This is a genomic window from Paraburkholderia sp. HD33-4 (assembly GCF_021390635.1).
GTDB lineage: Bacteria > Pseudomonadota > Gammaproteobacteria > Burkholderiales > Burkholderiaceae > Paraburkholderia.
Map to the genome: position 1 here is coordinate 1,190,824 of NZ_JAJEJS010000001.1, position 18,545 is coordinate 1,209,368.

Genomic DNA, 18,545 nt, shown 5'->3' on the forward strand with positions numbered 1-18,545 from the left:
CAGCGGAGAGCCCGGATGCGCCCGGAGAGTGCAATTCGTTTTGACCAGGAGTTCGCGCCGCGCATCGCCGAGGCGATCACCGCGTGTTTCGCGAAGACCGTGCACACCGAGGTGTTGCCGCATGGCGAAGAGGGGCAGCCCACCCGCGTGCGGATTCACGCAACGCCGCTCGAAGAGCTCGGTCACTACCCGCATCCGTTGAATCTGTATCTGACCTGGGACAGCGACGAAATCGAAAGACTGATGGGCGAGCAGGGCGCGCTGCGTTTCGCCAGATATCTGGCCGCGCTGCCGCGCAAGCTCAATGCGTGGACCCAGGCGCGCGAACTCGATTTCTCCACGCATACGCAGGGGGAGCCGGTTACGTTGATCGGCGGGCTCGATTTCGAGTCGTAAGCGCTGGCACGCGTTTGCGGGGTTGCGTTCCAGAGCTGGATAAAAAAGCGGCCGCTGTGCTCGAGGAGCCAGCGGCCGTCGCTTTTGCAGAGTTGCGTTGCGGCGACGCTCAGCCGCCCAACGCCGGATCGCTCATGCTGCTACTGCCGGTCTCCACGTGACCGGCGATGCGGCGCGCGAACGTCGGGTCCGTATCGACGGTGATCGCGAGATCGTACCAGCCGTAGGCGTTGCGCAGATCGAGGTACAGATTGTCGGTGTCGCCGCCGCGCACCGAATGCCTGATTACGTGGTTCGCGTCGTACGCGTTGACGATCGTGAACTCGCAACGCGCGCTGCCGACATTCTCGAGCCGCAGTTGCAGATTACCGTTCGCAACATCGTAGCCTTCGGCGACCACCGGTCGTGCGGTGTCCGAACCATTCCACCAGTTCCTCGCGACCACCTTGCCCGCGAAGCGGCGCAGGAATCCGTTCGGTCCGTGCACGCTGAAGTCGTAGCTGCCATCGGCGTTGACGAGCAGCGTGTCCTGCAGATGCTTGCCTGCTTCGACGGTATAGCTGCGCGGCGCGTCGGCGCTATTGGCCGCGTACACGAGGAACACCGCGCCCGCGCGGCCCGTGTTGACGAAGCGCATCGTCAGCTTGCCGTTCGAGCCTTCGTCGACACGCACGAAGAGTTCATACGGCAATGCGCGGGCCGGGCGCACGCCCGCTTCCTGCTTCGGCACCGTCTGCAGCGTCGGCGGTTGCGGCACGTAGTCCGGGTGACGGTTCTGGTCGGGCGGCACGTAGCCGCTCGTGCTCGGCAGCGACGGTACCGACGCGTTCGGATTCGCGAAGTTGAACGCCGAGCTCAGATCGCCGCACACCGCGCGGCGCCACGGCGTGATGTTCGATTCGCGCAGATCGTGGTGCTGGCCGAAGCGCTTTTCGATGAAGCGGATCACCGAGGTATGGTCGAACACTTCCGAGCACACGTAGCCGCCCTTCGACCACGGCGAGACCACCAGCATCGGCACGCGCGGTCCGAGCCCGTACGGCCCGGCGACGTTCTTCGGATCGCCTGCATAGATGTCGTGCGTGATGTCGACGGTAGACAGACCGTTCGCGCTCGACGCAGCCGCGAACGGCGCCGCGATGTGATCGAAGAAGCCGTCGTTTTCGTCGTAGTTGATCAGCAGCACGGTCTTGCTCCACACGTCCGGGTTCGACGTGAGGATCTGCAGCACCTGGTCGATGTACCACGCGCCGTAGTTGGTCGGCCAGTTCGGATGTTCGCAGTACGCTTCGGGCGCGACGATCCACGACACCTGCGGCAGCGTGCCGTTCTGCACGTCGCGCTTCAGGATGTCGAAGTAGCCGTCGCCGTTCGCCGCGTTGGTGCCGGTGCGCGCGTTATCGTACAGCGGGTTGCCCGGCTGCGCGTTGCGATACTGGTTGAAATAGAGCAGCGAGTTGTCGCCGTAGTTGCCGATGTACGCGTTCTGCGTCCAGCCCCACGAACCGTTCGCATCGAGCCCGGTGCCGATGTCCTGATAGATCTTCCACGAGATGCCGGCGTTCTGCAGCACTTCGGGGAAGGTCGACCAGCCGTAGCCGAGTTCCGAATTGTCGATCACCGGACCGCCGCCGCTGCCGTCGTTGCCGACCCAGCCGCTCCACATGTAGTAGCGGTTCGGGTCGGTCGGGCCCATCAGCGAGCAGTGGTACGAGTCGCAGACCGTGAATGCGTCGGCGAGCTGATAGTGGAACGGAATGTCGTCGCGCGTCAGGTAGGCCATCGTGGTCGCGCCTTTCGACGGCACCCACTGATCGTTGCGGCCGCCGTTCCATGCCGCATGCGTGGTGCCCCAGTCGTGCGCGAGATCCTGCAGGAATTGCAGGCCGAGATTCGGCGCGGTGGGATGGAACGGCAGCACGTAGCTGGCGCCGGCGGTGTCGGCGGTGAGCGGTTGATACCACACCGGCTGGCCGTTCGCGAGCTTGATCGCGCGCGTGTCGCCGAAGCCGCGCACGCCTTTGAGCGTGCCGAAGTAGTGGTCGAACGAGCGGTTCTCCTGCATCAGCACGACGATGTGCTCGACATCGTGGATCGTGCCGGTTCGGTTGTTGGCCGGAATCGCGAGCGCATTGCGGATGCCCGGCGGCAGCATGCTCAACGCGGTGAAGGAACCGGCGGCTTGCGCGGCCGAGCGCAGAAAATCACGGCGATTGTTTGAGGTCATGGTTGTGGCGGATGTGGCTTTGATCTTCGGTGGGGGAAAAGGCACGGGGACAGCGAATTGCGGTACTGATACGGCGATGCTGCGTCTGACGCGCGAAGGCAAACCCGCCGCCGCGCGCGGCGCGATTCTCAATCGACGGTATGGATGACGGGGCTGGCAAGCGGCGGCGAGGCGGCGGACAGCGCCGTGCCGGCTTCGAATGCGGGTGCCGCCGGTGTCTGGATCGTCAGCGTCGGCGGCGCGGAGTCGGCCGGCGGCGTGGCGCTCGGTGGGTCGCCGGGGTCAGCGGCGGAATGCTCGGTAGAACTGATGGTATTCGGGGCGGCGGGTGGGTCGTCGTCGCTGCATGCGCCCATTAGCGCGCACAGCGCGATAACAGCCACGGCGCCCGTCAAACGTTTGCACCGCGGCGCACGGTTCGGCTTCGACACGAGGGGCATGGCACGGTCTCCGGGCGGGGAAGGGATGCCTCGCCATCGAGGTGCCGAGGTCAGCGATGCCGCAGCATAATCGCCGATCCGTGTAATTTTTATGAAGTATCGGTGACAGGTTGGGGCGCCGCTTATTCCTGGCCGCGAACGAACCCGGCGATCGCATCGTTGAGCGCGGCGGGCGCGTCGCGATGCGGCGAGTGTCCGCAGGCGTCGAGCTTCACGAGTTGCGCGTGCGGCACGCGCTCGGCGATCGTGTCGATCTGCGCCATCGTGCCGTAATTGTCGTCGTGGCCCTGGATCGCGAGCAGCGCTCGGCGGATCTGCGCGAGCGCCTCGACGATCGACCACTGCCTGAACGCCGGGTCGAGCCAGATATCGTTCCAGCCGTAGAACGCGGAATCGACGTCCGCGTGATAGCGGGCGAGCTTCCCGCGCAGATCGGTGGTTTCGTAAAGCTGCTTCGTTTGGGCGATGCTTTGCACCGAGATGTCTTCGACGAACACGTGCGGCGCGATCACGACCGCACCCGCGAGCGCATCGGGATACAGTGCCGCGTACAGAAGCGCGATCGAGCCGCCGTCGCTATGGCCGATCACCCACATGCGCTGGCGTTGCCGCGGATCGATCCCGAGCGCGTCGAGCAGCGCGGGGAGGATGTCGCGCGCCTGCGCGGTCATGAAATCGACCGGCCATTTCTCGTCGGGCGCACGCGGTGTCGAGAGTCCGTAGCCGGGCCGCGAATAGACGAGCCCGCGCATGCCGAGCCGCTCGCACAACGTCTGCGGCCAGTCGCGCCACATTGCGATCGAGCCGAGACCTTCGTGCAGGAATACCGCGATCGGCGGATCGTCCTGCTGAGCGTTCGCTTCAGTATTCGCGTGCTCGTTGACCCAGCGATACTCGATGCGCAGCGGCCCATGCGACGCGGTCGCCGGCAGCTCGGCGAAGCTGCCAGAGGCACTCGCGGAGGAAGTGGCAGAGGCGGTACCTCGGTTCTGCATCAATGAATCACCTATGACAGTTCGCGCAGCTTGAAGCGTTGAATCTTACCGGTGGCGGTTTTCGGCAGATCGTCGGTGAACACGATATCGCGCGGGTACTTGTGCGGCGCGAGCCGTTCCTTGACGAAGGCCTTCAGTTCATCCGCGAGCAGATCGGATGGCTTGAAGTCGCGCTTGAGCACGACGAACGCGCGCGTTTTCACGAGTCCGCCATGATCGACCCCGACCACCGCAGCTTCGAGCACCGCCGGATGCGCGACGAGCACCATCTCGACCTCGACCGGCGACACGTACTGGCCGCTTACTTTCAGCATGTCGTCGCTGCGGCCCGCGTAAACATAACAGCCGTTCGCGAGACGCCGGTACTTGTCGCCGCTCCTGATCCATTCGCCGAGAAAGGTCGCGCGCGTTTTCTCGCGATTGCTCCAGTACATCAGCGCCGCGCTCGGCCCCTTGATGAACAGATCGCCGATTTCGCCGTCGGGTACCGGCCGCCCGGCTTCGTCGCGCAACTCGATTTCGTAGCCGGGCACGGGGCGCCCGGTCGTGCCGTATTCGACTTCGCCCGCGCGATTCGACAGGAAAATGTGCAGCATTTCCGTCGAGCCGATGCCATCGAGAATTTCGGCGCCAAAGTGCGCGGTGAAGCGTTCGCCGACGTCGCGCGGCAACGCCTCGCCTGCCGACGCGCACACGCGGATCGCGACGTCGGCGCGCGCGGGCAGATTGGGCGACACCAGCATGTTCGCGTACAAGGTCGGCACGCCATAGAACACGGTCGGACGATGCTCGACGAGGCGCGCGAAAATCGCGTCGGCGGTCGGGCGCTCGGCCATCAGGATCGCGGTCGCGCCGACCGACAGCGGGAACGTCAGCGCGTTGCCGAGCCCATACGCGAAGAACAGCTTCGCCGCCGAAAACACCACGTCGCTCTCGACGATGCCGAGCACCGGCTTCGCATACAGCTCGGCGGTCCAGTACAGATTCGCGTGCGTGTGGACGGTGCCTTTCGGCTTGCCGGTCGAGCCCGACGAATACAGCCAGAAGGCGATGTCGTCCGCGTTGCTGGCGCAGCCTTTGAGCGCCGGTGATGCGGTGTCGACCAGCGTTTCGAAGCGGGGCGCCGCGAGCGGCGCTTCGGTGGACGAGCGAGGCTGGGAGACGATCAGCTGACAGCCGTCGTCGTCGATGCCGCTCAGCGCCTGCGTCACGTTAGGTAACAACGGTTCCGACACGATTACCGCTCGCGCATGGCTGTGCGTCAGCATGTACGCATAGTCGGCGGCGCTCAGCAAAGTGTTCGCGACGACCGGCACGATGCCGGCGTACAGCGCGCCGAGAAACGCGACCGGCAGCGAGACGGTGTCGAGCATCACGAGCAGCACGCGCTCCTCGGGATGCACGCCGAGCGCGCGCAGTGCGCTGGCGCAGCGTCGCGCGCGATGTTCGAGCTCGCCGTAGGTGAGCGCGCCGTGGTCGTCGATATAAGCGACTTTGCTCGCGCGCGCTTCGTTCAACTGGAATAGATGCCTTGCGAAGTTGAACAGCGGGGGCGGCGGCGCAACCGGCTCGCGCGCACTCGTTTCCAGCAGGGCTTCCATATGTCTCCTCCATCCGTGGACGCGGTCCGGCTTTTGCATGCCCGTGATCCGCTCGATGCTGCCCGCTCGCGGCTCACGCGCGCGTAAATTCGATCGCCCCTTGCGGCAGCAGATACAGCACCAGCGCCTGGCCGTTCGCGACGGTCGGACGATGCGCCGAGCCGGGGCCGTACACGCACCAGCCGGCCGGATGGCCGTCGAACCTCGCGCCTTCGGTGAGCGGCATGATCAGATCGATCTCGCCGTGCGGATGCACGTGGTGCGGGCCGGCAATGTCCTGCATGTCGACGACGTCGACGGAAAAGCCGTGCGTGTCGGGCAGCGCCTTGAAGATGCGGCCGTAGCGGATGCCGCCGGCCTCGCGATTGCACAGCCAGCCTTCGGCGACGCCGCCGCGGCATGCGTTCGCCAGTTCCTGGAAGGTGGGGCTGTCGGCGGGCCAGGTGTCGTTCAGCCAGTCCGCGAGCGCAGCGTCGAGCGGCCGCCCGGCGAGTTGCCCAGTGACGCCTGTGATCAGGCGCTGGAATTCCTGTGGGGACATGCGAGCCTCCAGAAGCGCGCTCACGCAGGCCGGACGGCCGAGCACCGGTGCGCCGGCCGCCGGATGGCCGGCCCCCGGAACTTTGGTGCATGCGTATTGCGGCGCCGTCTCCGTGACGCCGCCCGAATACCAAGGCGGCGCGCGACTGTGTTTGTGATTGGATCAGCTTTTGGCGAAAATTAAACCGTTCACGTAGTGCGTGTCAAGCACTATAGTACATGTATCGCAGTCATGAGGTCGCAAAACATGAATCATAAGTACTCTCCCGCACCGTCGGATGAAACCGACGACGACGCGGCCCGCGCCGAACCCACCGGGCGCGCGGGTGAACGCACGGCCGAACGTGGCATCGAGCGCGAAGAACGCGACCCTTTCCTGACCGCGATGGGCGAGCGCGTGCGTCTGCTGCGCGCGCGCCGCGGCATGACGCGCAAGACGCTGGCGGCCGAAACCGGTTTGTCGGAGCGGCATCTGGCGAACCTCGAATCGGGTGTTGGCAATGCGTCGGTGCTGGTGCTTCGGCAGCTCGCGGCCACGCTGAACTGCTCGCTTGCCGAGGTGGTCGGCGACGAAACCACCGCGTCCGCCGAATGGCTGCTGATCCGCGAACTGTTGCAGGGCCGCGACCAGGACGCGCTGCAGCGTGCGCGCATCGCGCTCGCGGAGATGTTCGCGCAGGCGCCGCGCGACCCGCACCGCAAGGACCGCATCGCGCTGATCGGCCTGCGCGGCGCGGGCAAGTCGACGCTCGGGCGCATGCTCGCGCAGGAACGCAAGGTGCCGTTCATCGAGCTCACACGCGTGATCGAACAGCTCGCGGGCTGTCCGCCGTCGGAGATCCATTCGCTGTACGGCGCGAGCGCGTATCGACGCTACGAGCAGCGCGCGCTCGAGGCGGTGATCCACGAGCATCCGCGCGCGGTGATCGCGTCGCCGGGCGGGCTCGTGTCGGAATCGGGCACCTTCAACGTGCTGCTGTCGCACTGCTTCACCGTATGGCTGCAGGCGACGCCCGACGAGCATATGCGCCGCGTCGTCGCGCAAGGCGATCTGCGGCCGATGTCCGGCAACCGCGAGGCGATGGACGACCTGAAGCGCATCCTCGCCGGGCGCGCCGAGTTGTACGGGCGCGCGGACATGTCGTTCGACACCAGCGAGAAGACGCTGGCCGATGCCTATCTGCAACTGCGCGACCGCCTGGCCGCGCGTCTCGCGGCGGAAGCGCCCGACGAAGCGCGCGTGAACTGACCAATCGTGGGCGCCAGGGTTTCCCCGTAAAAATGCACTAAAGTGCTTTACGCTGGTATGACGATGCACTATTGTTCAAAAAAACAGATTGCATCGTCCAGTCAGGAGACGCCCCATGTCCACAGCACCCACCGCCGTTGCTCAGGCCGCGCCGGTCGACTACCGCACCGAGCCGTCGCAGTACAAGCACTGGAAGCTCAGCTGCAACGGTCCGGTCGCGACGCTCGGCATCGACATCGCCGAGGACGGCGGCATTCGCGACGGCTACAAGCTGAAGCTCAATTCGTACGATCTCGGCGTCGACATCGAACTGCACGACGCGATCCAACGCATTCGCTTCGAGCATCCGGAAGTCCGCACGGTGGTGGTGACGAGCCTGAAGGACCGGGTGTTCTGCTCGGGCGCGAATATCTTCATGTTGGGACTGTCGTCGCACGCGTGGAAGGTCAACTTCTGCAAGTTCACGAACGAAACCCGCAACGGGCTCGAAGATTCGTCGCGCCATTCGGGGCTGAAGTTTCTCGCCGCGGTGAACGGTGCGTGTGCGGGCGGCGGGTATGAACTCGCGCTCGCCTGCGACGAAATCTATCTGATCGACGATCGTTCCTCTTCGGTGTCGCTGCCGGAGGTGCCGCTGCTGGGCGTGCTGCCCGGCACCGGCGGTCTCACGCGCGTGACCGATAAGCGCAAGGTGCGCCACGATCGCGCGGATATCTTCTGCACGGTGGTCGAGGGCGTGCGCGGCGAACGCGCGAAGGCGTGGCGTCTCGTCGACGAAGTCGTGAAGCCGAACCAGTTCGAGCAGGCCATTCAGGCGCGCGCGCTCGAACTCGGCGCGCACAGCGATCGTCCGGCCGGAGCGCCAGGCGTCGCGCTCACGCGCATCGAACGCACGGATCGCGAAGACGGCCTCAGCTATCAGACGGTCGACGTGTCGATCGATCGCACCAAACGTGTGGCGACCTTCACCGCGCGTGCGCCGCACAGCGAGCCACCGACTGACATCGAAGCGATCGTCGCGGCCGGCGCCAACTGGTGGCCGCTGCAATTCGCGCGCGAACTCGACGACGCGATCCTGTCGATGCGCACCAACGCGCTCGACATCGGCACCTGGGTGTTCAAGACCGAAGGCGACGCGCGCCAATTGCTGGCGGTCGACGCGACGCTGCTGCAGCACAGGGATCACTGGTTCGTGCGCGAAACGATCGGCATGCTGCGCCGCACGCTCGCGCGTCTCGACGTGTCGTCGCGCTCCATCTTTACGCTGATCGAGCCGGGCTCGTGCTTCGCGGGCACGTTCGCGGAACTCGCGTTCGCCGCCGATCGCACCTACATGGCCGCGCTACCCGAGAACGAGGACGAGGAGCCGGCGATCACGCTGTCGGAAGTCAACTTCGGTCTGTATCCGATGGTCACGCATCAATCGCGGCTCGCGCGCCGCTTCTACGAGGAAGCCGAGCCGCTCGACGCGGTGCGCGCGCTGATCGGCCAGCCGGTCAAGGCGCTCGATGCCGAGCGCCTTGGTCTCGTCACCGCGTCGCCGGACGACATCGATTGGGCCGACGAAATCCGCATCGCGCTCGAAGAGCGTGCGGCGATGTCGCCCGACGCATTGACTGGCCTCGAAGCGAATCTGCGCTTCAACGGGCCGGAGACGATGGAGACGCGCATTTTCGGCCGTCTCACCGCCTGGCAGAACTGGATCTTCAACCGGCCGAACGCTGTGGGCGACAAGGGTGCGCTCAAGGTGTACGGCAAAGGCAGCAAGGCGCAATTCGATGTGTCGCGCGTGTGATCCGCGCCGCGCTCATTCCGACTAAACGACGCCGCCTGCCGATACGCGCCTCTCGCCACTGCAGCTTCCGAACCGGGAATTGACCCAGGGAACCGACCATGTCCTCGATCAACTACAGCGAAAAGATTCCGAACAACGTCAACCTCGCAGACGACCGCGCGCTGCAGCGCGCGCTCGAGCAATGGCAGCCGAACTTTCTGTCGTGGTGGGGCGATATGGGCCCCGAAGGCTCGCACGGCTACGACGTGTATCTGCGCACCGCGGTCAGCGTCGATGCGGGAGGCTGGGCGCACTTCGATTACGTGAAGATGCCCGAGTACCGCTGGGGCATTTTCCTCACGCCCGGCGAGCAGGACCGCAAGATCCACTTCGGCGAGCACAAGGGTGAAGCCGCGTGGCAGGACGTGCCCGGCGAGCATCGCGCCAACCTGCGCCGCATCATCGTCACGCAGGGCGATACGGAGCCGGCCTCGGTCGAGCAGCAGCGTCACCTCGGTCTGACGGCGCCGTCGCTGTACGATCTGCGCAACCTGTTCCAGGTGAACGTCGAGGAAGGGCGCCATTTGTGGGCGATGGTGTATCTGCTGCATCGCTACTTCGGCCGCGACGGTCGAGAGGAAGCCGAAGCATTGCTTGGCCGGCGCTCGGGCGACGAAGACAATCCGCGCATTCTCGGCGCGTTCAACGAGAAAACGCCGGACTGGCTCGCGTTCTACATGTTCACGTACTTCACCGACCGCGACGGCAAGTTCCAGTTGTCCGCGCTCGCGGAGTCGGGCTTCGATCCGCTCGCGCGCACGACGAAGTTCATGCTGACCGAGGAAGCGCATCACATGTTCGTCGGCGAATCGGGCGTGTCGCGGGTGATCCAGCGCACCGCGCAGGTGATGAACGAACTCGGCACCGACGACGTCGCGAAGATCCGCGCGGCCGGTGTGATCGATTTGCCCACCATCCAGCGCTATCTGAACTTCCATTACTCGGTCACGATCGACCTGTTCGGCGCCGATCATTCGTCGAACGCGGCGACGTTCTATAGCTCGGGCCTGAAGGGCCGCTACGAGGAAGGCAAGCGCGACGACGATCATCGCCTGAACGAGCACAGCTACAAACTGCTCGACGTGCAGGACGGCAAGCTCGTCGAGCGCGAAGTGCCGATGCTCAACGCGATGAACGAAGTGCTGCGCGACGACTACATCAAGGACTCGGTGTCGGGTGTGGGCCGCTGGAACAAGGTGCTCGAAAAGGCCGGTATCGACTTTCGCATGACGGTGCCGCACAAGGCGTTCAACCGGCAGATCGGCACCTTCGCGGGCACGCGCGTGTCGCCCGACGGCCGCATCATCAGCGAAGCCGAATGGGCCGCCAACGAAGCGAAGTGGCTCGCCACGCCGGAAGACCGCGCGTTCGTCGCGTCGCTGATGGGCCGCGTCGCCGAGCCGGGCAAGTTCGCGAACTGGATCGCGCCGCCCGCGATGGGCGTGAACCGTCAGCCGGTCGATTTCGAATACGTGCGCTTCAACTGAAGCAACTGAGGTGTCCGAAGCATGAAAGGCGCGCCGCGCGCACGCCGTATTACCAGGTGGAGGTAGTCATGAACGGCGCAGTATCGGTCGAAGTTCTGCGGCAGCATCTGATCGATCCGGAGATCTGCATTCGCTGCAATACCTGCGAAGAGACCTGTCCGATCGATGCGATCACGCACGACGACAACAACTACGTCGTGAAGGCCGATGTCTGTAACGGTTGCATGGCCTGTGTGCCGCCGTGCCCGACCGGCGCGATCGACAACTGGCGCACGGTGCTGAAGGCCGACGCGTATTCGATCGACGAGCAGTTCACGTGGGAGGTGCTGCCGGAGCAGAACACGATGGCGGTGCCGGCTGAAGAAACGGCGGCGGCGTCCGCTGCGGGCGACGGCTCCGCCGAAGCGGACGGCATTGAAGTCGACACCGTGCGCGGCGCGGTCGTGCCGCCGTGGTCGGCCGCGAAGCCTTACGTGAATCTGTACACGCACAAGGCGCCGACCACCGCGACCGTGGTCGGCAACTACCGGCTCACCGACGGCGCGACGTCGAACGACATCCATCACATCGTGCTCGATTTCGGCTCGATGCCGTTTCCGGTACTCGAAGGCCAGTCGATCGGCATTCTGCCGCCGGGCGCTGCCGCCGATGGCCGCGTGCATCACGCGCGCCAGTACTCTGTGGCGAGTCCGCGCGATGGCGAGCGGCCCGGCTATAACAACGTGTCGCTGACGGTCAGGCGCGTGTCGCAGCAGCACGGCGACGCGATCGACGGCGTCTGCTCGAACTATCTGTGCGATCTGAAGAAAGGGGACGTGGTCAACGTGATCGGCCCGTTCGGCAGCACCTTTCTGATGCCGAATCATCCGAACTCGCATCTGCTGATGATCTGCACGGGCACCGGTTCCGCGCCGATGCGCGCGATGACCGAGTACCGCCGGCGCAAGCGTCTGAAAGGCGCGACCGGCAAGCTGATGCTGTTCTTCGGCGCGCGCACCAAGGAGGAGCTGCCGTACTTCGGACCGCTGACCAATCTGCCGAAGGATTTCATCGACACGACGCTGGCGTTTTCGCGCACGCCGGGACAGGCGAAGCGCTACGTGCAGGACGCGATGCGCGAACGTTCAGCCGACGTTGCGAATCTGCTGAAGGACGACAACACCTATATCTACGTGTGCGGGCTCAAAGGCATGGAAGACGGCGTGCTGCAGGCGCTCAAGGACATCGGCGAGCAGCATCAGCTCGATTGGGAAGCGTTGTGGGCGAAGCTGAAGCGGGAAGGGCGGCTGCATCTGGAGACTTACTGAAGCACCGAATGCGAGGCGACGCGCCACCCATACCGAATGCTCCACGAAAAGGCTCCGCAAAGGCTCGTGAAAGTATGAGCGCTTGCGGGGCCTTTTTGCCTGTGTCATGTTGTCGACGGACGAACGCGGCGGCTCACCGGCGCGCGTGAGCGTGTCCACGCGCCCACGCGCGAAGCGCTTTGAAATTCGCGGACGGTTTTGCTACAGTCGGCCCACGCAGCCGGCCGCGCGACGGCACGCCCGCCAAACGCGGCAGTCCGCCCCCTGCGCAGCCACCCAGACGGAGCCGTCCGATGAAGCCGATTCGTTCACTCGCGATGATCGCGCTATTGCAGGCGGCATTGGCGCATCCGGCGAGCGCCGACGATCTCGCGCAGATCAAGGCATCGCGCGTGTTCCGGATCGGCACCGAAGGCACCTACGCACCGTTCACCTATCACGACGACGCCGGCAAGCTGACCGGCTTCGACGTCGAGCTTGGCAGCGCGATCGCGCAGCGTCTGGGCGTCAAGCCGCAGTTCATCGAAGCCAGATGGGAAGGGCTGATCGCCGGTCTCGACGTCAATCGCTACGACGCGGTGATCAACGAGGTCGCGATCACCGACGAGCGCAAGCTCAAATACGACTACTCGGACCCGTACATCACGTCGCACGCGGTGCTGATCGTCGCGTCGGACAACACGACGATCAAATCCTTCGATGACCTGAAGGGCCGCAAGTCGGCCAATACACTGACCAGCAACGTCGGCAGGATCGCGGCCGCGCACGGCGCGCAGGTGATTCCGGCGCAGGGCTTCGACGAATCGATCGATCTGCTCGTCGCGGGTCGCGTCGACGCGACCGTCAACGATTCATTGTCGTTTCTCGACTACAAGAAGCGCGAGCCCGACGCGCGGATCAAGGTCGTCGCGGTCGATACGTCGCCCAATAGCAGCGACAAGTCGGCCGTGCTGATCCGCAAGGGCAATCCGAAGCTGCGGGCGGCGATCGACGACGCGCTCGCGGGCATCAGAAAGGACGGTACGTACCAGCGGATTTCGCTGAAGTACTTCGGCCGCGACGTGTACCAATGAACCTCGGCCGACGCTGAAGCGGATATATTCACGTTAAAAAAGAAGGGGCGTCGAAACGCCCCTTCTTCGTTGCTGTCAGCGCGTTGAACCTGTGGTGCACCGCATGTTCAACGTGGCAGACCCCGGCCTCACACCGTCGCGTCGCTCAGCGCGGCGTCGAAGAAGCGTTCCTGCGCATCCGCGTTCACGCGTGCATACGCGCGGTTCACGCCGCTGATCACCGCGCGAATCGACGCGGTGATCAGGTTCGCATCGACACCCACGCCGAACGCGCTGCCGGCCACATCGGCACCGGCCATCTCGGCGATCGCGATCGCGCGCGCATCGGCGCCCTGAGTGAGCGCGCGTTCCTCGTAGTGCTGGATCCGCACGGGCACGTCGAACGCGTGCATCAGCGCGTCGAGCGGGCCGTTGCCGGCACCCATCAGCACGCGCGGCGTGCCGTTGATTTCGACGTTGAGCTTGATGTGCTCGCGGCCGTCATGCTCGGACAGGCTGTGGCTGATGTAGCGGACCGGTTCGGCCGTGCGCACGTATTCCTGCTGGAACAGTTCCCAGATCTGCGCGGGCGTGACTTCCTGGCCGCTGTCGTCGGTGAAGCGCTGCACGGCCGAGCTGAAATCGACTTGCAGACGGCGCGGCAACACGACGCCGTAGCTCTGCTCGAGCAGATACGCGATGCCGCCCTTGCCCGACTGGCTGTTCACGCGAATCACAGAGTCGTAAGTGCGGCCGAGATCGCTCGGATCGATCGGCATGTACGGCACCTCCCAGATCGCGTCCGGCTTCTGCGCGGCGAAGCCCTTCTTGATCGCGTCCTGGTGCGAGCCCGAGAACGCGGTGAAGACGAGATCGCCGACATACGGATGACGCGGGTGCACCGGCAACTGCGTGCATTCCTCGGCCGTGCGCGCGACTTCGTTGATGTTCGAGAAATCGAGCTCCGGATCGACGCCCTGCGTGTACAGATTCAACCCGAGCGTGACGAGGTCGACGTTGCCGGTGCGCTCGCCGTTGCCGAACAGGCAGCCTTCGACACGATCCGCGCCCGCCATCACCGCGAGTTCCGCGGCGGCGACGGCCGTGCCGCGGTCGTTATGCGGGTGGACGGAGACGATCAGCGAGTCGCGGCGCTTGAGGTTGCGGTGCATCCACTCGATCTGATCCGCGTAGACGTTCGGCGTCGCCATCTCGACGGTGGCCGGCAGATTGACGATCGCCTTGTGCTCGGGCGTCGGTTGCCAGATATCGAACACCGCGTCGCAGACTTCCTTCGCGAATTCGAGCTCGGTGCCGCTGAAGACTTCCGGGCTGTATTGCAGCGTGAAGTGGGTTTCGGGCTGCGCGTCGGCGAGGCGCTTCATCGTGCGTGCGGCCTTTTGTGCGAGTTCGATCACGCCGCTCTTTTCGAGGCCGAATACGATCTTGCGGAATTCCGGCGCGGTCGCGTTGTACAGATGGACGATCGCGCGCGGCGCGCCGCGCAACGATTCGAAGGTACGCTCGATCAGATCGTCACGAGCCTGCGTGAGCACTTCGATCGTCACGTCATCGGGAATATGGCCGCCCTCGATCAGCTCGCGCACGAAGTTGAAATCGGTCTGCGACGCCGACGGAAACGCGACTTCGATTTCCTTGAAGCCGATCTGCACCAGCGTCTTGAACATGCGCATCTTGCGCTCGGCGTTCATCGGCTCGAACAGTGCCTGGTTGCCGTCGCGCAGGTCGGTGCTCATCCAGATCGGCGCGCGCGTGATGGTGCGCGACGGCCACTGGCGATCCGTCAAATTGATCGGCTTGAACGAGCGGTACTTGGTAGCGGGGTTTTTCAACATTTTCATCATCCGAGGGAGAGACCGTGGAACGGGTGTCGACCGGACGACGAAAACGCGATACTGGGCCGCCGGTCGGAAACCGGGGCTGGGTCAGTTACTGGGGATTCAAGCGATGCTTCGGTGTATCAGAAAGAAGCGGACGCGCGCAGCAGCAGACCTAGCCCGGTAGAGCGGGCTAGTAGTAGCGATAGGGTGGTCTGGGCGCGGTACATAGTGCGCAATGGGAACATATTATTGAGAGGGCGTCAAGGATTCCCCTGGAGCGGCTCAGGCATTTCCTGCGGCAGGACGGACGGGATGGCGGGCCCGCTTGTTGAATCCGGACGCAGCGGCGGTACGTATCAGTCAGGACGGGTGGCGGCTGGCAGGCGGGCGGCTCGCGCTTTCCGTGCGTGGGCGGTCGCGAGGCATCGCTCATTTCACTTTGCAGGAGGCGGATATGGAACAGGTAGCGAATACATCGGGCGTCGCGCGGCTGGTGCTATGCGCGGCGGTTGCAGCGATGGCAGGCGGATTTGCCGTCCAGGCGGGTGCGCAGGGGCTCAGCGCGCAGAACGACATGAACGCGCCACAGAACAGCACGCGTCTGATGCCGCAGGCGGCGCTTGGCAGCGAGTATCCGACGCACGGCAACCAGCAGGCGGGCGAGCTGAATCTGAATCCGACCGATCCGCGCGCGCAGCTGGTCAACGGCTTGCCGAACAACGCGAGCGCGGGCGGCTACGGCGCGCCGCTGGCGGGCGTGCGGACTTACGTGCAGCCGCAGCGGCCAGCGAATTGAGATTGCGGAGCCCGGAGCGGCAAAAACGAGGTCGCGGCGCTGAGGGGGTGACTTGAAGCCACCGCGCGGCGCGCGGTATTTTCCTGCTTCCGAGCCGCACTTCGACCAATCGCCGCGCCACTCACATCCCGAACACGAGCCGCAGCGTTTCGTTGCTCACGATCACCGATACGCCGATCGCGAGCAGGATCAGCGGCAGCAGCGCCGAACCGTAGCGGCGGATCGGCGCGCCGAGCAGCGGATGGTCGACGAGCCATGGCGCACCGGCGCACCACAGCCCGATCATTCCGATGAACACGAGCGAAATGAGTGCGTTCTGGGCGGCCGTGTGACTCGCGTACAGCGGCACGTAGAGGGCGATGTTGTCCGAGCCGTTGGAGATCGCGACGCTGGCGACGGTCCAGCTCGATGAGCCGCCACGGGCCGCCAGCCTGGTGACACGGCGCGCTGCGAGAGGGGGGGCGTGCGCATGACCATGCGCGTCGCTGCTCTCGCTGTCGTTGCGCTGCGCGTGGCCGGGACCGAAGCGCCGCCATGCCTTGTGCAGGCCCACCGCAATTGGCAGGAAGCCGAGCAGGCCCACACAGCCGGGCGGCAGGCGCGTGAGCAGGCCGCTAGCACGAGCGCCGCGGCGACGGAAATCCGCGATCCCGCGTACTGTCCCACGACGACGCGGTGGCGTTGCGCGCCCGTTTCGGTCAGAAACCCGAGCAGCACGAACAGGTTGTCCATATTGGTCGCGGTGTAGGCGGCGATCGCGAGCAGGATGAGGCTGAGCATGAAGAAGGTGAGGTCGTTACCTTGAGGAAAGCGGCTTCGGTTTGGCGGCGCGGTGAGGCCAAGCGCGCGGCCGATCGACACGATGTCGATGCGCCGCGTCGAGGTCAAGCGGCAGGCTGCCGCGAAACCGGGCGGCGGGGTCGTAAGCTACAATGGCCGACGCCTGGAACAACGGAACATCGATGAAGATTCGCCTTCTCTCTATCGCCTGTATCGCGAGCGCGGCAACACTGCTGGCGGCCTGCACGATCGTCACCCGCAACTCGAGCGCATGCGAGCAATTGATGCGCAGCAAGCTGGCCGAGGCGTCGCCGGGAATGTCGTCGGATACGCTGCGGGTCTCGCATCGCGCGGCCGCGATTCACGGCTCGCGCGTCGTGGTGGAGGGATCGATCGAGCACGTGGTGAGCGCCTCCGCGGTGGCGGCTTCCGCGCCGCTCGCGGCATCGGCGTCGCAGGCGGCGTCGGAAGTCAAGGTGGCCGCGAAGCCGGTCGAGCCGAAGAAGGTCAGCACGCCGGCCGCCGCCGAGTGCACGTTCCACGGCGAAGAGCTGGACGTGTTCCGCTGGCTCGCGCCGGCGAAGCTGGCCACGCCGGTTCCGCAACCGGCTAGCGCGGCGGGCTGAGTTCGCACCCGCGCGCCGCGCCCTCACTGCGCATCCAACCCAGGCAACCTCAGAACGCGTAATACGGCCCCTGGCCGGCCGACGTATTGCGCGCCGCAATCGCCGTGTAAATGCGTTTGCCGTAAAAGAACGGCAAGCCCCAGCCGAAGCCCTGACTCGAAGTGCCCGCGAGGTTGTCGAACGCATTGTTCGACGACGCGAACAGCGTATTCGCATCGCCGATGTCGAACGATACCGTGCTCGACACGCCATCGATGCCGGTCAGCGACGCGTTCGCCGATTGCGTCGAAGTCGGGCAGTACCACTCACCGCACAACGGAAACAGCGTCGAATGGAAGAACAGGCCATTCGAGCCGCTGTCGAGATAGCTCACCGCATAGGTTTGGCCGCCCGTGCTCGTCGTCACGTAGCCGGTCGCCGAGTTCGCCTTCAGCACGTTGGTGCTCGTCAGCGTGTTGTTCGACTGGGTGTCGATGCCGAAGATCAGCGAGCCCGACACGCTCGCCGCGCCCGCCTCGGCGACGGCCGGCAGGTCGATCACGACGCCGTTGTTGTCGAGCGCGAAGCTGCTGACCGGGTTGGTCACCTGCTGCGCGAGCGGCTGCGCGGTCGCGGTGCAGCCGCTCGTCGTGCAGCTGTAATACCAGCGCGGCAATGCGGAGTTCGAGCAGCCGTCGCCACAGTCGACCGGGAACAGACCCACGCCGAGGATGCCGTTCGAGTGCAGGCTCGACACCGTCAGCAGCGACGCGCCGGAGTTCGCGCAGTCGGCGGGGGCGGCGGGCAGCGCGCTGTCGGCGATCACCTGGATCGGAATCGATGACGCCTGTTGGCCAGCCATGCGCACGTCCGCGTTGCGGATCGAGCCCCACGCGTAGCCGCTGCCGAACACCGCGCATTCGGCGCTGGTACCGCTGCCCGCGGCGATGGCCGGCAGAGACAGCGTCGTCGGCAGCGCCGAGGCGAGGATGCGCAGGCCGTTCGAGCCGGTGTCGACCTGGATGTCGTCGATCGTCGCGCAGTTGCTGGTGCCGGCCTGGCAGACGGTGACGCTCGTCGTCAGCATGTTGGGCGTATTGCCGGGCGATACGCTGACCGTGACCGGCTGCACGTTCGGCGTGGTCGATTGCGGCACGGTCGCGCTCGTGTTCGACGCGCTGGTGGGAGCGGTGGGCGAGGTCGGCGTGCTCGTGGACGGCGTCGAGCCCGGGCCGGACGAGCCGGACGAGGAACTGCCGCCTCCGCCGCCGCAGCCGACGAGGGCCGCGCAGACGATCAGAAGCAGGGCATGGATACGCAGGGCGGATTTCATGGCGTGGCGGTCGGTCGGGTGGAACTCAGGCGTGAAGGGTGCGCGAGCGGCGCGTGCGGGGC

Annotated in this window: 16 protein-coding genes; 8 read left to right on the plus strand and 8 right to left on the minus strand. The window is 65.4% G+C overall.

Annotation, left to right across the window (positions count from 1 at the left end):
• Positions 1-15 precede the first annotated feature (15 nt).
• Positions 16-396 carry a DUF5594 family protein gene (locus tag L0U84_RS05295; RefSeq protein WP_233848305.1) on the plus strand — a complete coding sequence of 127 codons (381 nt, stop codon included), beginning with the start codon at positions 16-18 and terminating at the stop codon, positions 394-396.
• A 109-nt stretch (positions 397-505) separates the two neighbouring features.
• On the opposite strand, the gene L0U84_RS05300 is transcribed toward L0U84_RS05295, so the two are convergent.
• The 5 genes from L0U84_RS05300 to L0U84_RS05320 all read right to left on the minus strand — a co-directional run bounded on the left by L0U84_RS05300 (position 506) and on the right by L0U84_RS05320 (position 6,200).
• Entirely contained in the window at positions 506-2,623 is a 2,118-nt protein-coding gene (locus L0U84_RS05300; RefSeq protein WP_233848306.1) for a phosphocholine-specific phospholipase C, read from the minus strand.
• Between the two features lie 128 nt (positions 2,624-2,751).
• Positions 2,752-3,063, minus strand: coding sequence for a hypothetical protein (locus tag L0U84_RS05305; protein WP_233848307.1), 312 nt, complete (start codon positions 3,061-3,063; stop codon positions 2,752-2,754).
• Between the two features lie 122 nt (positions 3,064-3,185).
• Positions 3,186-4,058, minus strand: coding sequence for an alpha/beta fold hydrolase (locus L0U84_RS05310; RefSeq protein WP_233848308.1), 873 nt, complete (start codon positions 4,056-4,058; stop codon positions 3,186-3,188).
• 11 nt (positions 4,059-4,069) lie between these two features.
• Positions 4,070-5,659 (minus strand): benzoate-CoA ligase family protein, encoded by a 1,590-nt coding sequence (locus L0U84_RS05315; protein ID WP_233848309.1) that lies wholly within the window; start codon positions 5,657-5,659, stop codon positions 4,070-4,072.
• 73 nt (positions 5,660-5,732) lie between these two features.
• Complete coding sequence (locus L0U84_RS05320) at positions 5,733-6,200, minus strand: DUF4863 family protein (protein ID WP_233848310.1); 468 nt, start codon at positions 6,198-6,200, stop codon at positions 5,733-5,735.
• A 246-nt stretch (positions 6,201-6,446) separates the two neighbouring features.
• Between L0U84_RS05320 and L0U84_RS05325 the strand changes: the two genes are divergently transcribed.
• From L0U84_RS05325 to L0U84_RS05345, 5 genes are all read left to right on the plus strand, one after another.
• A complete protein-coding gene (locus tag L0U84_RS05325) occupies positions 6,447-7,448 on the plus strand; it encodes a helix-turn-helix transcriptional regulator (RefSeq protein ID WP_233848311.1) in 1,002 nt (333 codons plus the stop codon).
• Between the two features lie 115 nt (positions 7,449-7,563).
• Complete coding sequence (gene boxC, locus L0U84_RS05330) at positions 7,564-9,243, plus strand: 2,3-epoxybenzoyl-CoA dihydrolase (RefSeq protein WP_233848313.1); 1,680 nt, start codon at positions 7,564-7,566, stop codon at positions 9,241-9,243.
• A 98-nt stretch (positions 9,244-9,341) separates the two neighbouring features.
• Entirely contained in the window at positions 9,342-10,769 is a 1,428-nt protein-coding gene (gene boxB, locus L0U84_RS05335; RefSeq protein ID WP_233848314.1) for a benzoyl-CoA 2,3-epoxidase subunit BoxB, read from the plus strand.
• A gap of 68 nt (positions 10,770-10,837) precedes the next feature.
• A complete protein-coding gene (boxA, locus tag L0U84_RS05340; RefSeq protein WP_233848316.1) occupies positions 10,838-12,076 on the plus strand; it encodes a benzoyl-CoA 2,3-epoxidase subunit BoxA in 1,239 nt (412 codons plus the stop codon).
• 293 nt (positions 12,077-12,369) lie between these two features.
• A complete protein-coding gene (locus tag L0U84_RS05345; protein WP_233848317.1) occupies positions 12,370-13,149 on the plus strand; it encodes an amino acid ABC transporter substrate-binding protein in 780 nt (259 codons plus the stop codon).
• Positions 13,150-13,277: 128 nt separating this feature from the next.
• Here L0U84_RS05345 and leuA read toward each other — a convergent pair whose 3' ends face one another.
• A complete protein-coding gene (leuA, locus tag L0U84_RS05350; RefSeq protein ID WP_233848318.1) occupies positions 13,278-14,984 on the minus strand; it encodes a 2-isopropylmalate synthase in 1,707 nt (568 codons plus the stop codon).
• A gap of 439 nt (positions 14,985-15,423) precedes the next feature.
• Here leuA and L0U84_RS05355 point away from each other — a divergent pair, with 439 nt between their 5' ends.
• Positions 15,424-15,765, plus strand: a complete 342-nt coding sequence (locus L0U84_RS05355) for a hypothetical protein (protein ID WP_233848319.1) — start codon at positions 15,424-15,426, stop codon at positions 15,763-15,765.
• A 121-nt stretch (positions 15,766-15,886) separates the two neighbouring features.
• On the opposite strand, the gene L0U84_RS05360 is transcribed toward L0U84_RS05355, so the two are convergent.
• Positions 15,887-16,348 (minus strand): cadmium resistance transporter, encoded by a 462-nt coding sequence (locus L0U84_RS05360; RefSeq protein ID WP_233848322.1) that lies wholly within the window; start codon positions 16,346-16,348, stop codon positions 15,887-15,889.
• A 379-nt stretch (positions 16,349-16,727) separates the two neighbouring features.
• On the opposite strand from L0U84_RS05360, the gene L0U84_RS05365 reads away from it, so the two are divergent.
• The gene (locus tag L0U84_RS05365; protein WP_233848324.1) at positions 16,728-17,171 is read left to right on the plus strand and encodes a hypothetical protein; all 444 of its coding nucleotides are present in this window, start codon (positions 16,728-16,730) and stop codon (positions 17,169-17,171) included.
• A 49-nt stretch (positions 17,172-17,220) separates the two neighbouring features.
• Here L0U84_RS05365 and L0U84_RS05370 read toward each other — a convergent pair whose 3' ends face one another.
• Positions 17,221-18,483, minus strand: a complete 1,263-nt coding sequence (locus tag L0U84_RS05370) for a DUF3443 domain-containing protein (RefSeq protein ID WP_233848326.1) — start codon at positions 18,481-18,483, stop codon at positions 17,221-17,223.
• Positions 18,484-18,545 lie beyond the last annotated feature (62 nt).

Coding starts and splice junctions, on each gene's coding strand:
- L0U84_RS05295 (WP_233848305.1), top strand. CDS start 16: ATGCGCCCGGAGAGTGCAATTCGTTTTGACCAGGAGTTCGCGCCGCGC.
- L0U84_RS05300 (WP_233848306.1), bottom strand. CDS start 2,623: ATGACCTCAAACAATCGCCGTGATTTTCTGCGCTCGGCCGCGCAAGCC.
- L0U84_RS05305 (WP_233848307.1), bottom strand. CDS start 3,063: ATGCCCCTCGTGTCGAAGCCGAACCGTGCGCCGCGGTGCAAACGTTTG.
- L0U84_RS05310 (WP_233848308.1), bottom strand. CDS start 4,058: ATGCAGAACCGAGGTACCGCCTCTGCCACTTCCTCCGCGAGTGCCTCT.
- L0U84_RS05315 (WP_233848309.1), bottom strand. CDS start 5,659: ATGGAAGCCCTGCTGGAAACGAGTGCGCGCGAGCCGGTTGCGCCGCCG.
- L0U84_RS05320 (WP_233848310.1), bottom strand. CDS start 6,200: ATGTCCCCACAGGAATTCCAGCGCCTGATCACAGGCGTCACTGGGCAA.
- L0U84_RS05325 (WP_233848311.1), top strand. CDS start 6,447: ATGAATCATAAGTACTCTCCCGCACCGTCGGATGAAACCGACGACGAC.
- boxC (WP_233848313.1), top strand. CDS start 7,564: ATGTCCACAGCACCCACCGCCGTTGCTCAGGCCGCGCCGGTCGACTAC.
- boxB (WP_233848314.1), top strand. CDS start 9,342: ATGTCCTCGATCAACTACAGCGAAAAGATTCCGAACAACGTCAACCTC.
- boxA (WP_233848316.1), top strand. CDS start 10,838: ATGAACGGCGCAGTATCGGTCGAAGTTCTGCGGCAGCATCTGATCGAT.
- L0U84_RS05345 (WP_233848317.1), top strand. CDS start 12,370: ATGAAGCCGATTCGTTCACTCGCGATGATCGCGCTATTGCAGGCGGCA.
- leuA (WP_233848318.1), bottom strand. CDS start 14,984: ATGTTGAAAAACCCCGCTACCAAGTACCGCTCGTTCAAGCCGATCAAT.
- L0U84_RS05355 (WP_233848319.1), top strand. CDS start 15,424: ATGGAACAGGTAGCGAATACATCGGGCGTCGCGCGGCTGGTGCTATGC.
- L0U84_RS05365 (WP_233848324.1), top strand. CDS start 16,728: ATGAAGATTCGCCTTCTCTCTATCGCCTGTATCGCGAGCGCGGCAACA.
- L0U84_RS05370 (WP_233848326.1), bottom strand. CDS start 18,483: ATGAAATCCGCCCTGCGTATCCATGCCCTGCTTCTGATCGTCTGCGCG.